At 63.3% G+C, this 13,006-nt stretch carries 13 protein-coding genes; all 13 read left to right on the forward strand.

Annotated features, from left to right (window positions below; all coding sequences use genetic code 11):
• Positions 1-1,119: 1,119 nt before the first annotated feature.
• Complete coding sequence (locus ACGFZA_RS15955) at positions 1,120-2,430, forward strand: hypothetical protein (RefSeq protein ID WP_393679548.1); 1,311 nt, start codon at positions 1,120-1,122, stop codon at positions 2,428-2,430.
• Positions 2,431-2,442: 12 nt separating this feature from the next.
• A complete protein-coding gene (locus tag ACGFZA_RS15960) occupies positions 2,443-2,946 on the forward strand; it encodes a hypothetical protein (RefSeq protein WP_393679550.1) in 504 nt (167 codons plus the stop codon).
• Positions 2,947-2,948: 2 nt separating this feature from the next.
• Complete coding sequence (locus ACGFZA_RS15965) at positions 2,949-3,536, forward strand: hypothetical protein (RefSeq protein WP_393679552.1); 588 nt, start codon at positions 2,949-2,951, stop codon at positions 3,534-3,536.
• 80 nt (positions 3,537-3,616) lie between these two features.
• Positions 3,617-4,798: a hypothetical protein gene (locus ACGFZA_RS15970; RefSeq protein WP_393679554.1), complete on the forward strand. Its 1,182-nt coding sequence runs from the start codon at positions 3,617-3,619 to the stop codon at positions 4,796-4,798.
• A gap of 258 nt (positions 4,799-5,056) precedes the next feature.
• A complete protein-coding gene (locus tag ACGFZA_RS15975) occupies positions 5,057-6,610 on the forward strand; it encodes a terminase (RefSeq protein ID WP_393679556.1) in 1,554 nt (517 codons plus the stop codon).
• 6 nt (positions 6,611-6,616) lie between these two features.
• The gene (locus tag ACGFZA_RS15980; RefSeq protein ID WP_393679558.1) at positions 6,617-8,296 is read left to right on the forward strand and encodes a phage portal protein; all 1,680 of its coding nucleotides are present in this window, start codon (positions 6,617-6,619) and stop codon (positions 8,294-8,296) included.
• A 30-nt stretch (positions 8,297-8,326) separates the two neighbouring features.
• Positions 8,327-9,037 carry an HK97 family phage prohead protease gene (locus ACGFZA_RS15985; RefSeq protein WP_393679560.1) on the forward strand — a complete coding sequence of 237 codons (711 nt, stop codon included), beginning with the start codon at positions 8,327-8,329 and terminating at the stop codon, positions 9,035-9,037.
• Between the two features lie 4 nt (positions 9,038-9,041).
• Complete coding sequence (locus tag ACGFZA_RS15990) at positions 9,042-10,286, forward strand: phage major capsid protein (RefSeq protein WP_393679563.1); 1,245 nt, start codon at positions 9,042-9,044, stop codon at positions 10,284-10,286.
• Between the two features lie 110 nt (positions 10,287-10,396).
• On the forward strand, positions 10,397-10,963 hold the full coding sequence (locus tag ACGFZA_RS15995; RefSeq protein ID WP_393679565.1) for a hypothetical protein: 567 nt from the start codon (positions 10,397-10,399) through the stop codon (positions 10,961-10,963).
• A gap of 17 nt (positions 10,964-10,980) precedes the next feature.
• On the forward strand, positions 10,981-11,592 hold the full coding sequence (locus tag ACGFZA_RS16000; protein ID WP_393679567.1) for a head-tail connector protein: 612 nt from the start codon (positions 10,981-10,983) through the stop codon (positions 11,590-11,592).
• Positions 11,589-11,999 (forward strand): hypothetical protein, encoded by a 411-nt coding sequence (locus ACGFZA_RS16005; protein ID WP_393679569.1) that lies wholly within the window; start codon positions 11,589-11,591, stop codon positions 11,997-11,999. Before ACGFZA_RS16000 ends, ACGFZA_RS16005 begins: the two co-directional genes overlap by 4 nt.
• Before the next feature lie 19 nt (positions 12,000-12,018).
• Positions 12,019-12,366: a hypothetical protein gene (locus ACGFZA_RS16010; protein WP_393679571.1), complete on the forward strand. Its 348-nt coding sequence runs from the start codon at positions 12,019-12,021 to the stop codon at positions 12,364-12,366.
• 222 nt (positions 12,367-12,588) lie between these two features.
• Positions 12,589-13,005: a hypothetical protein gene (locus tag ACGFZA_RS16015; RefSeq protein ID WP_393679573.1), complete on the forward strand. Its 417-nt coding sequence runs from the start codon at positions 12,589-12,591 to the stop codon at positions 13,003-13,005.
• Position 13,006 lies beyond the last annotated feature (1 nt).

Raw genomic sequence — 13,006 nt, forward strand, 5'->3', positions numbered from 1 at the left:
CCGTGAAGCACACCGACGTTGCAATAGCAGCAGAGGTAACAGGACTACCACGCAAGGTAAGACATCACGTAACTGGTAGTACGTACCCCATATGCATACCCATATACCACATAGGTACATAGGTAGTGGATGCAGGTATGGGCATGGGCACATGGGTAGGTACGAGGCAGGCACATGGGTAGGTATGGGTATGTGGGTAGGCTTGGGTGTGTGGATAGGTAATGGATACGCAGTGCATATGTGATATGCATTGTGTGTTTGATTACTCAATTCGAGTTCATCATCGAAGAACTTTTTCTTTTTTGTTTTCATTTCTTTTGTCAAACTCACACGCTAAGGAATCCCTTACGGTGTGAGTAGGGTCCCCTTTTAGGGTCCCCTTTTCATGCTTTGTAGCACGCATCGTGTGCCAGCCCCACAACCCCCGAGGGCCGCAGCCCCATGCGCATAGGGATGCACGACCATGCATAGTGGAGCCCCCTTGTGCTGCATCTATATGCACGCGACCGGATGGAGGGGGGTGGGGTGTCGGCCGCTTTTCGCGGGCCCGACTGACCCCGCTCTGTGAACCGTTTCTCTCTCTACGTTGCGGGGGCTGCGGCGATCATGCATAAATGCAGGTCAGAGGCTAATACGAGGTGCGATACAGAGCTCGCTGCAGTTTGACCATGATCGTTGCGCACTCCTGCATGTCGATCATGGAATCGCGTATGCATATCCATCCATGGCCGCAAGCCGGCGCGTATAGCCGTGCATAATTCCGGGAGGTGTTGATCTTGGCTCAGGACTGGACGAAGGACCCGGATGCGGTGCTGGATTACGCATTCGACTGGCAGTACTGGCTTGCCGGTGGAGAAACGATTACGACATCCACGATGATTGCCTCACCGGGAATTAACGTCGACTCATCGTCGAACACATCGGACCGGTGCACGGTGTGGCTTTCGGGCGGTTCGGCGGGGCAGCCGTACACCATCACGAACCGAATCTCTACATCGCTCGGCCGGACCGACGACCGAACAATTACAATTCGGGTGACGAACCGCTAAAGGGGTAGCCGTGGATTTCATCGACGGCGTGGCGACGCATTCCGGGACTTCCTTGGTGGACCCTTTCGACGTGACGGCCCCCGTCATGGAGGACGGCTGCATCGTCCTGTGTTGGATGGTGCTGAACGCATTGCAGTCGTCGCGGACCATCACACCCCCGGCTGGCTGGACGCTCCTCGACGGTGGCGACAGCAGTGCGGGCAGCATCCAGGGCGCCTTGTTCTACCGGGTGGTTATGGACGCGGCCTCGGAGCCGTCCACGTACTCGTTCGACTTCAACGGCACGGTGATCGCTGCGGCGCACATGGTGTCGTACTCCGGCGTTGACCCGGACTTCCCGATCTCTGACCACAACGGCTCGGCCGGAGCTGGCACGTCCGTCACGATCGTGACTCCGTCGGTGGTCCAGGGCCACGACTGGGGTGTGTACTTCGCTGCGGTGAAGGACAACGCCACGGGCGGGAGCTTCACGAACAACCGCACGGAACGGCTCGACACGGCGGGCGGAAACGCCACGCTGTCCCTGTACCTGTCGTCGGCGGACAGTCCGGAGTCGTCGGGCGCCAAGACGACGACCTTCACGTACTCGACGTCCGGGCCGCAGGGCTCAGTAGCGGCCGGGGTCACGCTCAACCCGAAGGGGTCGAACGTCCTCTACGTGGGGAACACCCCGTACACCGACGTCACGTACATGGGGAAGTCCGAGGACTTCGGGACTGCTTCGACAGACACCCTCGTGTTCGTCCCGGTCGCCGGCCTCCGCGTCGGCGACCTGATCATCATGAACGCGGGTACGAATCAGGCGACTTGGTCGAGCATTCCCACGGGCTGGACGGAGACGTACCGGCAGAACGCCCCCACTGACACGTTCTCCGATCACGTGTTCATCCGGATCGCCGACGAGAACGACGTAGCTGCGAGTTCGTTCCTGTTCATCGCGTCTGGGGGCATTACGGCCCCGATCTTCGGGGCGATGACGTTCTGGCGGGGTGCCGACCCCAAGCAGCCGGTGCACTTCCAAGGTGTGTCGACGCAGACGAACACGACGGGTGGAACGACCCCGTCGGGTACGAACACGGTCCCGGTCTTCTGGTTCTACACCAGGGTTGCCCGAAACCCGAACTCGACGAAGATCACGTACACCGGTGCCGGATATGAGCGTTGGGACGGCGGCAACAACGGGGCGGTGGCGTACTCCGGCACGTTCCATGATTCCGGCTTCCTGACGGCTCCGGGTGGCGGGACGGGCGGTCTGTCGATGCCGGGTAGTGCGACCGGCGCGGACTGCATCCTCCGCACGATCGGCATCACTGCCGCGGCGTGCCCTCCGGCTGTAACTGGGCCAAATCCACAGGCAATTGTCCGCGCTGCGCGGTGGTAAGGAGATTCACGCATGACCCTGTACATCGCGCACAATGCTGCGCTTTCGGCGACGACGGGCATTCAGGCCGGCACGTCGTACGCGACGGGTGCGAAGGTGGCGTTGCAGCTCAACGTGCCAGACAACAAGTGCATCAACATCGTGGAAGTCGGCTGGTCGCAGGACGTTGCGACGTCCACTGGGACTCTGCTGGAACTGGCGACGACGGACACAGCGACGACCGGTCTCACAACTCACTCGACGACGACCGTCAAGCCGTTGCTGAACAACCTCTTCAGCGCGTCGGGTCTGACGATGGGCACGGCAGCGACCGGCTACGGGGCGGTTGCGATCACGTCGAACACGACGCTCCGGACCATTCACAAGCTGTACGTCCCCCAGCAGTACGTCTATCAGTACCCGTTGGGCAACTACCCGGTGGTCGGCAATGGTTCCTCGGAATCGTTCGTGCAGCTCCGGGTCAACACAACCGCCACCGTGAACGCGCTGGCATGGATCATCTGGGATGAGGCGTAAACATGGGTAACACTCCTGACAATCTCGGCTGGCATGCGTTCGCGCGGGTCGCCAAGTACACCCCCGAGCAGACAGCAGAGCTGCGGGACTTCCTCGGGCGTGAGCCCCTGGCCGCTGACTGGGAGGCGTACCGCGTCGACCCGGACCGGGTGACCGAGGCCGACGGCAACCTGATCACGACGGCCGGTCTTCAGCGGATCACCAACCTGATCATCGGGACTGGTGCCGCAGCGTTCACCGCGACTCAGGCTGTGATCGGTGTCGGGGACTCCGCGACGGCTGCAACCGCCTCGGATGCGGCGCTGGGGGCGAACGGGTCGAACGCGTGGTATCAGATCGCGGACAGTGCGCCGACGGCCGTGGCCGGTGTCATCACAGCCGTGACGACGTACGACAGCACTCACGGGAACTTCGCGTGGAACGAGTGGGGCTGGGCGGTCTGCACCGGCACCGTCACGGCAGGCGCGACGCTCGCCAGTGTCGGCGCGACGGCGAACCAGCTGATCAACCACAAGATCGCGTCGCTCGGTACCAAGGCGTCCGGCGCGTCGTGGGTGTTCACCACCACGGTGACCCTGTCGTCCAGCTGATCTGAGAGGGGCCCGCGATGGCTAGGTACGGTCGCGGGCGCCCCGCACACGCGCTCATCTTCGGGCGCGTCATTCAGTACGTGTCTGACGGCGACACGGCGACCGTGGCCGAGGCCGGACAGGTCGCCGCGCACGTTCCGTCAGCTGACGCGGTCGGGGCCGTTGACGGGCAGCTGGTGCGCGCCCACGTCTCAGCCGGCGAAACCCTCGCTGTCGTCGAGGGCGGAGCGGCCGGGTACGGGGAGCTGCACACGGACCAGGCCGCGTCGCTGGCCGAGGCGTCGTCCATCGTGGCGTCGATGTCTGACCAGGACACCGGTACGGGCGCGGAGGGCGGTCCGGCTCCCCCGGCGACGCAGACCGGCGCCGAGGCGGCCGGGGTCGTCGAGGCGTCCCCGCGCACGGGCGTACGGGGCGCGACTGAGACAGCCGCTGCGGCGGAGTCTGGGCGGCTCGCGGTCACGAACGGCGACTCGGTCACGACGGCGGAAACGTTCTCGCTCGATGCGTTCGGCGGGAACGAGAAGCTGGGGCAGGAGTCCGGGGCGTTCGCGGAGGCTGCGACGGCTCCCCCGGCGGCCCTGTCCGCTGCTGGTCAGGGTGGCTCATTCAGTGAGGGTCAGTTCGTCACTGTCCCGGACACCGACGACACGCTGTACATCGTCGAGACCGGTGTCCGCCGGAATGTGTTCTCCGCCGACTCGGCCACGGTCACCGAATCCGCGGTGGTCGTTGCTGCGATCAAGAGCGTCGACACGATGGCGCCGACGGAGTCGGCCCCTGCCCGGGTTGTCGTCTCCTTCCCTGGTCTGACGAACCAGACCAGTCAGGTGCGGGACAACGGCATCACGCCTATCGACCTGGCCGAGGATGAGCCCCTGGGCGTCGTCGACAGCGACGGCACCGTTCGGGTGCGCGCCGCCGACGCGGCATCTTTCGCCGAGGCACGTTCGATCGTCGCTTCTCCGCCGGTTCAGTCGGATGGGTTGCGGTACGTCGAGACCGAGCAGTCCCCGGAGGTAAATCTCCCGGTCGGCGTGGACCCGGTCACCGTGACGGAGTCCGCAACGGTTCACGCCACCCTTTCGGCTGCTGACTCCGGCGCCGTGGTCGACGCGTACGACCTGGACCGGGGCACCCCGCCGTCTCGGGTGTTCATCGTCGAGCAAGAGGTACGGCTCAAGGTTGTGCCGGCCGTTACTCGAATCCTCGAAGTTCCCCCGGAGGTACGGGTTTTGGTGGTTACGGGAGGCTTCCGGTGACAGACCCATTTCTGAGTTCCGATGCAGCTGAAATCCATTTCCCTCGCAAGGACTTGACGGACGCCGTCAAGGGGACCCGGCGAGAGCAGTTGGAAGCTATCCGCGACTACGTCGCGAACGAGCTGGAAGTCAACCGCTGCAATTCCTGCACGGCATCCAAGCTTCGCACTGGCGATCAAGCGTCGCTGATCCTCCGACTCCAAACCATCTTGGGCGAGTTGGACGCACTACCGTCTGAAGAAGAGGAGGAAACCGGCCTTGAGCGAATCAAGCGCGGGCTTTTCTCCGTCCCCAATCCAGGGGGATCAACGCCCCCGGCTGTCGTTTCTCCCGACCCAAGTGGCCAGCGCCGGACTGGCAGCCGTCGACCTCGCGCGGCTGGCGGGCCTGGAGCTTGACCCCTGGCAACAGTGGGTGCTGCAACACGCGTTGGGCGAGAAGGACGAGTGGTATTACAACTCGGTCCTCGGCAAGCAAATGCGGAAGTCGTCCGCGTATGAGATAGCGCTCATCGTTGCCCGTCAGAACGGCAAGGGCACCGTTATGGAGGCCCTGGAACTGGCTTGGCTGTTCCTCATGGGCGCCAAGGTGATCTGTCACTCGGCCCATGAGTTCGCGACGTCGAAAGAGCATTTTCAGCGCATCGAGTCTCTGATCTCCGGGACACCGGAACTCAAGGGCGAGTTGGCCCGGGGCGGCATCAAGTGGAGCCACGGAGACGAATCGATCACTCTCGCCAACGGGCAGCGTCTCATCTTCAAGACCCGCACCAAGGGCGCCGCGCGTGGCTTCTCCATCGACAAGTTGGTGATGGACGAAGCGATGATCCTGAAGAACGAACAGGTCGCGGCTATGCAGTTCGCGACGTCGGCCCGTCCCGATGTGCAGATCATGTACGCCGGTTCGGCTGGTGACCGGGACTCCGAGCACTTCGGCCGCGCCCGTGACCGAGGCATCGCCGGCTCCGACCCTCGCCTGTTCTTCGCGGAGTGGTCGGCGGACCTGTGCGACGAGATGTGCTACCGCGACTGCACCGAGCACACGGACCGCCGGGACGACCCTCGCACGTGGGCGCGCGCGAATCCTGGGCTTGGCTACCGGCTCCAAATCGACAACATCCAGTCTGAGTTCAACGGCATGGACCCGGACGTCTTCAACACGGAGCGTCTGTCCGTCGGCGACTGGCCGGTGTTGGGCGAGGCGTGGCGGGTCATCAGCCAAGCCGCGTGGATGAACCGGCTCGACCCTCTCTCGAAGATTCAGGGCGCCCCGGTGTTCAGCATCGACACCACCCCTGACCTTCGCTATTCGTGCATCGCTGCGGCCGGTGGCAACGGTGAGGGCAAATGCCACATCGAGGTGACCGGGCAGAACGGCGTGATGGACCACCGGCCCGGAACCAAATGGGTCGTCCCCCGTGCGGTCGAGTTGTTCAAGAGGCACCGCGGTTCGGTGTTCGTCATCGACAAGGGCACCCAAGCCGGTGCGTACATCGACGAGTTGGAAAAGGCTGGAGTGAAGATCTTGACGCCTACAACTCGCGAGTTCGCCCAAGGTTGCGGCGACTTCTATTCCGGCGTCGTTCCGCGCGGCCAGGGGCCGGACCCGGACATCGTCCATATCGATCAGCCGGAACTCAAAGCCGCTGTAGCGGGTGCCGATAAGCGAGAGCTTGCGGACCTTTGGGCCTGGGACAAGCGGAATTCGTCCGTGGATATCTCCCCGCTGGTCGCAGTGACCAATGCGGTGTGGGGCTACCGGAAGCAAGTCAACAAGCCGAAACCGAAGCCGTTGGCAGCATGGGGCGGGTGAGAACACATGATGGACATACGTAAGCAGCTCGCCTCCCGCCTGAAGAATTTCAGGTCTGGCGGTTGGGACGGCAGGAACCTTTCGATTTGGTCGCCCGACCACCCGCTGAATCAGGCAGCAGCGTTTGCCGGTTCCTCGACAGGCTCTGACCGCGAGAAGATCGAGAACGATTTCGAGGGCTACGTCCAGGGCGCGTACAAGGCGAACGGCCCGGTGTTCGCGTGCGTCACCGCCCGGCAGTTCGTGTTCTCCGAGGCCGTGTTCAAGTTCCGGTCCAAGCAGGACGGGAAGCTGTTCGGCAGTCCCGAGCTGTCGATCCTCGAAACGCCGTGGCCCGGCGGGACGACCGGTGAACTCCTCTCCCGCATGGAGCAGGACGTCAGCCTGACCGGCAACAGCTGGTGGACGCTCACCAACGACCAGGGCGACTTCGGCGAGCGTGCACGCAGGGGCACGGGGCTGCGTCTGGCCCGTCTGCGGCCGGACTGGGTGACGATGGTCATCGCGTCCAAGTCCAACGATCCTCGGGCCCTGGACGCGCATCTCGCGGGTGTGGTGTACACGCCGCAAGCTGCTGTTGGTGGTCGGCCGGCGGCGCCTCGGGTGCTGCTCAAGGCAAGCGAGGTTGCGCACTACTCGCCGATCCCTGATCCGGCGGCACAGCTTCGCGGTATCTCGTGGATGACACCGGTTCTCCGGGAGATCGAGGCGGACAAGGGCGCCACGAAGCACAAGGGTGCGTTCTTCGATAACGCCGCTGTTCCTAACATGGCTGTCACCTTCGACAAGGAAACGTCTCGTGAGGACTTCGAGGAGTTCGTAGAGGCGTTCAACGGGAACCATTCCGGCGCCTGGCAGGCGTATAAGACGCTGTTCCTCATGGGTGGTGCGGACGTCACTCCGCTGTCCCATGATTTCCGGTCGATGGACTTCTCGGGGATCGTCGGCAAGGGCGAGTCGCGTATCGCGTCGGCTGCTCAGGTACCGCCGTCATGGGTCGGTTTCAGCGAGGGTATGCAGGGGTCGGCGCTCAACTCCGGCAACATGGCTGCGAACAGGCGCCGTTTCGCCGATGGAACGATCCGGCCTCTCTGGCGCATGGCGGTAGCAAGCCTCTCGGTTCTCCTTCGTATACCTGCCGGGGCTGAACTCTGGTGGGATGAAAGCGGTATCGCATTCCTCCGTGAGGATCAGCGCGACCGTGCCGAGATCATGCGTATCGACATGAACGCGGTGGACGCTGCGATTAAAGCCGGGTTTGAGCCTGACGCGGCTGTCGCGGCCGTCGAGTCTAACGACATTCGGAAACTTCTCACCAAGCACACCGGCCTTGTGTCGGTCCAGATGCAGCCCCCTGTTGACCCGGATAACGAGGTCGAGGAGACGCAGGGTCAGGCGAACATCATGGAAGCCCAGGCGAAAGCGATTCAGGCGTTCATCACCGCCGGGTTCACCGCTGAGTCTGCCGTTGAGGCAGTCGACAACAACGACTTGAGCAAGCTCAAGAACGACCCCAAGGCCGACATCTGGTCGCCCACGGGGCAGGCCCTGATGACCGCTCCGCCCGGGTCTCCGGGTGCTGCTGCCGGTCCAGCCAAGCCCGCCGGCCCGGGTGCGCCCAAGCCCGCGGCGACCCCCGCGAAACCTGCGGCTGCTGCGAAGCCTGCCGCACCGAAGAAGCCCTGACCGGGCGCAACTACCCCGGGAGGGGGCGGAATGGATAAGAAGTCGCTCGCTCGCGTCGAGATCAAGGACGAGAGCAAGGGAGAGGTCGAGGCGGTTTTCGCGACGCTCGACGTTGTCGACAAGGACAACGACGTGACCCGCAAGGGTGCGTTCGAGAACGGCGCGGAAGTCGTGATCTCCGCGTACAACCACAAGACTTGGGAGGGCGCTCTACCTGTAGGGAAGGGCGTCATCCAGGAAGTCGGCGACAAGGTAGTCATGAAGGGTCAGTTCTTCATGAACACGACCCACGGTCGCGATCACTTCGAAACCGTGAAGGCGCTCGGCGACAAGCAGGAGTGGTCTTACGGCTTCAATGTCGACGACAGCGAACAGGGCGACTTCGAAGGAAAATCGGTGCGCGTACTCAAGCGCATGACCGTCCACGAGGTTTCGCCGGTTCTGCGCGGTGCGGGTGTTGGAACACACACCACATACGCCAAGGGTCACAAGACCCTGAACGAGGAAGTTACGGCCGTGGTCGCGGCCGTGGACTCCGTGATTGAAAGTGCGGGTCGGGTGGTCGCCCTCCGCGCTCAGAAGGGCAAAGAGCTGTCCCGGGTGAATGCCGAGGGTCTGGACGGACTCGCCGCAAAGCTCGACGAACTCAAGTCCCTTCTTTCCGCAGAAGAAACCCCCGAGGCCGACGACGACACGGACTTGATCCTGTCGCTGGTCGCTGCCGAACTCGAAAGCGAGTAACACCATGGAATTCCCCGCACTCACCGAGGCTCAGGGCAAGCTCGACCACGCCCGCAAGGAACTCGCCTCCGTCATGGCCGAGTCGAAGGACTCGACCGGCGCGTACAACCTCGACAACATCAAGTCGGTGTCCGGCGACAAGGCCGCCAAGCTCGCCTGGATTCAGGCCAAGCAGGCTGAACTGGTGCCGCTCAAGCAGGCCGTGGAGGGCGCCAAGTCCCTGAAGCAGGCCGCAGAGTCGGCGATGGAGTACGACGCCGAGCAGGCCGAGTTCAAGGGCGGCGACCAGGGCCGCGAGACGAAGGGCGGCCGTGAGCTGTCCATCGCCGAGCACTTCACCAAGTCGGAGGCGTTCAAGTCCAAGGGGCAGAAGTCCCATCTGGACGTGGACGTGAAGACCCTGTTTCAGACCGGCCGCGTCTCCGGCGCCGGCTGGGCCCCCGAGGTGACCCGATCCGGTCTCGTCACCCTCAAGCCGATGGTGCCCGCACCCTCGGTCGCCGATCACCTCGTGACTGTCCCGATCTCGCAGACCGGGTACAAGTACATGGAGGAGACGACCTACACCAACGGCGCGGCAATGACGCAGGAAGGCGCCACCTTCGGCGAAGCGCAGCTGGCGCTGACCGAGCGGAACCAGCCGGTCGAGAAGATGACCGTCTGGATTCCGGTCACTGACGAGCAGCTGGAGGACGAGCCCGGGGCCGAGGCGTACGTCCACGCCCGTCTTCAGAACATGCTGCGTCAGAAGATCGACGTTCAGGTCCTCCAGGGCGACGGCTCGACCCCGAACCTGCTGGGCACCGTCAACAAGGTCGGCATCCAGACCCGCGCGCTGGGCTCTGACACCCTCCTCGACGCGTCGTACAAGCTGTTCACCACCATCCGTACGGACGGCTTCGCCGAGCCGTCGGTGTGCTTCCTGAACGCTGCTGCCTGGCAGCCCGTCATGCTGCTGAAGACGGCTGACGGCCAGTACATCTACTCGAACCCCGCGTCGGGTGCGCCGTCCGTCCTGTGGGGCGTCCCGGTGGTCCAGACACAGGCCGCGGTGGCCGGAACGATGGTGACCGGTGACTACTCCGGCTACGCCTTCCTCGGCGTGAAGCGTGGCATCGACGTCCAGGTGACGAACAGCCATGACACCAACTTCATCAACGGCAAGCAGGCGATCCGCATGGACACCCGCATGGTCATGGTCCACATCCGTCCGAAGGCGTTCGGCACCCTGACGGGCCTCGACTCCTGACCCTCTCTTCTGCTGTTCGTTGACACGAGTCAACGCGGGCCGTCCCGATCCCGGGACGGCCCTTTCGCATGGGCCAAGCGCGGTCCGCAAACCCAAAGGAAGTACGCGTTATGGGAGTTCAGGGATACCAGTACAGCCAGGGGCGTTCGCGCATCCTGTCGGCGAACTACGGGACGCCGCTCCTCGGCGCTGGCACGGCCGTCCACGCGGCGGTGACAGACACCGGGGTCGACCAGGTCGTGACGACCGGTCTCACCAACCCGGACGTGCCTCGGAACATCACGGCGACGGCGGGCGGCACTGCTGCTGACGTCAAGGCGGTCCAGGTCGTCATCACGGGGACCAACACGCACGGCGACGTGATCACGGAGACCCTTCCGGCGTTCACGGTGAACACCACGGGGACCGTGACTGGCTCGAAGGCGTTCGCGACCGTCACGAGCGTGACGATTCCGGCGCACGACGGAACCGGGGCGACTACGGCAATCGGTACCGGCTCCAAGCTCGGTCTGCCGGTGAAGTTCTCGCGGAAGACGTTCGTCAACCTGTTCGTCGCGGACGCCGTGGACACTATCGCCGCTTCGACCGTTTCGGCGACTGCTGTCGAGTCGAACACGTTCACCACGACTACCGCTCTCGACGGCTCCAAGTCTGTCGTTTTCGACTACTACAAGTAGGCCGAAAGGCGGACGGTGTGGCTATCGGCGACGACTACATATCTACCGAAGAACTCAAGACGTACATGGCGATTCAGTCAGACATGTACGACGCGCTGATAGCGAATGCCATATCGTCCGCATCGCGCGAAATCGAGAAGTACACGCATCGTCAGTTCAACTCGGCCGGCTCGGCTACGGCGCGCGTGTTTCAGCCGGAAGTCGCATACCGGCTGCATGTCGACGACTTCCACACAAACGCCGGTCTCGTCATCGAGACGGACGATTCCGACGACGGCACGTTCGGGACGTTGTGGGACGTCGGGGACTACGAGCTGACCCCGTACAACGGAACGATGAACGGTCTCCCTGGGTGGCCGTTCACCGGCATTACGGCGGTCGGACAGAAGCGGTTCCGCTGGTCCCGTCGGGCTTCGGTTCGCGTAACGGCGAACTGGGGCTGGGCGGAAGTCCCCGACGACGTCAAGCAGGCGTGCTTCATTCTCGCGTCCGACACGTTCCAGCTCAAGGACGCCCGAATGGGCATTGCCGGGTCTGACCAGTTCGGGCAGATCGTGCGTGTCCGCGATAACCAGATCGCACAGAACAAGCTGCGCGCATACGTGCGAGGGTCGGTGTTCGTTGCATGACGTCTTCCCTTTCGGAGATTCGTGACGCCATTAAGCGCACGGTGTCTCAGGCCGGACTGAATGTGTACGACACGGCCCCGGATGTGACGAACAGTCCGGCGTGTGTGATCCAGCCGTCGGAGTCCGATTTCAAGGGCTCGATGCGCATGGGTGGCGACCGGTACTGGTTCGACTTGTTCGTTGTCGTCGCCCGTACAGACACGCGCGAGTCTCAAGAACGGCTCGACCAGTACGTGACTGGTCGTGGCCCAAAATCCATCCGCGAATTCATCTTCCACAACAGCGACTTGGGCTTGCCCGACGTCGATTGCTTCGTGGACCGAATGCGCGGCTATGGCGGCACTTTTGATACCGCCGGAACCAATTTCGTCGGCGCGGTCTTGCGCCTTTGCGTCACCGTCACGTGACAAGAAATGGAGAAAGGGCATGGCTGCTCTCGCAACGCAGAACGTCGTAGCTGCCGGGACTGCCCCCACGTTCGGCGCCGCATCGGCATCGGACACGGCGGAAGTCGGAAACGGCTACAACACCTTCGCGATCTACCGGAACTCCGGCGCGACTCCGGCGACCGTAACGGTTGCCGCACCCGGCAATACGTCTTACGGCGAGCCGAACCCCGATCCGGACTTCACCCTCGCCGACGGATCGGGTACCCCGACTGAGGTATGGGTGCCGCTCCGCAAGGAGTACGACTCAGGCGACGGCAACGGCCGGGCCACCATCACCGTCTCGCCGGCTACCGATGTAACGGTGGCGATCGTCAGGGTCGGCTGATGACAATTCGGCAGGCAGTGCCTGCAACTCCGGTTGAGCCGGAGCCGATCCCTTTCCGCCTTTACGAGGTGGTCAGCCCCCGATGCGTTTGGGGCGCCGTTGGTGAAGTAATCGAACTTCAGCTGACGGATAACCAGGAGCTGTCGCTCCTCGAAGCGGGCACCGTGAAGCGTGCCACCGTCCGGCCTTTCAAGAAGGCCATTCCTGAAAGGTCTACGGACAATGGGTAAGGTCGTCCTGAAAGACTGCTACATCGTAGTGAACGGTACGAACTTCTCCGACCATGTGTCGGAAGTGACGGTCAATCTCTCCAAGGATGACGTGGAAACCACGTCGTTCTCTGGCGGTGGCCGTGAACGCGTCGCGGGTCTCAAGGATGACTCGTTCGAGCTGAAGATCCAGCAGGACTACGCGAACGGCTCGACCGACGCGGTTCTGTACCCGCTCTACAACAACGAGACCGAGTTCACGATCGAGGTGCGGCCGACCAGTTCGGCGGTCTCGGCGACCAATCCGAAGTACACCGGGACCTGCATCCTGCTGGAGTACAGCCCGCTGGACGGCAAGGTGGGCGACCTCTCGGAGACGAAGGTCAAGATCCCGACGCAGCGCGCCGGTATCACTCGCGCTACGAGCTGAT

It is taken from the genome of Streptomyces sp. NPDC048211, assembly GCF_043202315.1.
Lineage (GTDB): Bacteria > Actinomycetota > Actinomycetes > Streptomycetales > Streptomycetaceae > Streptomyces.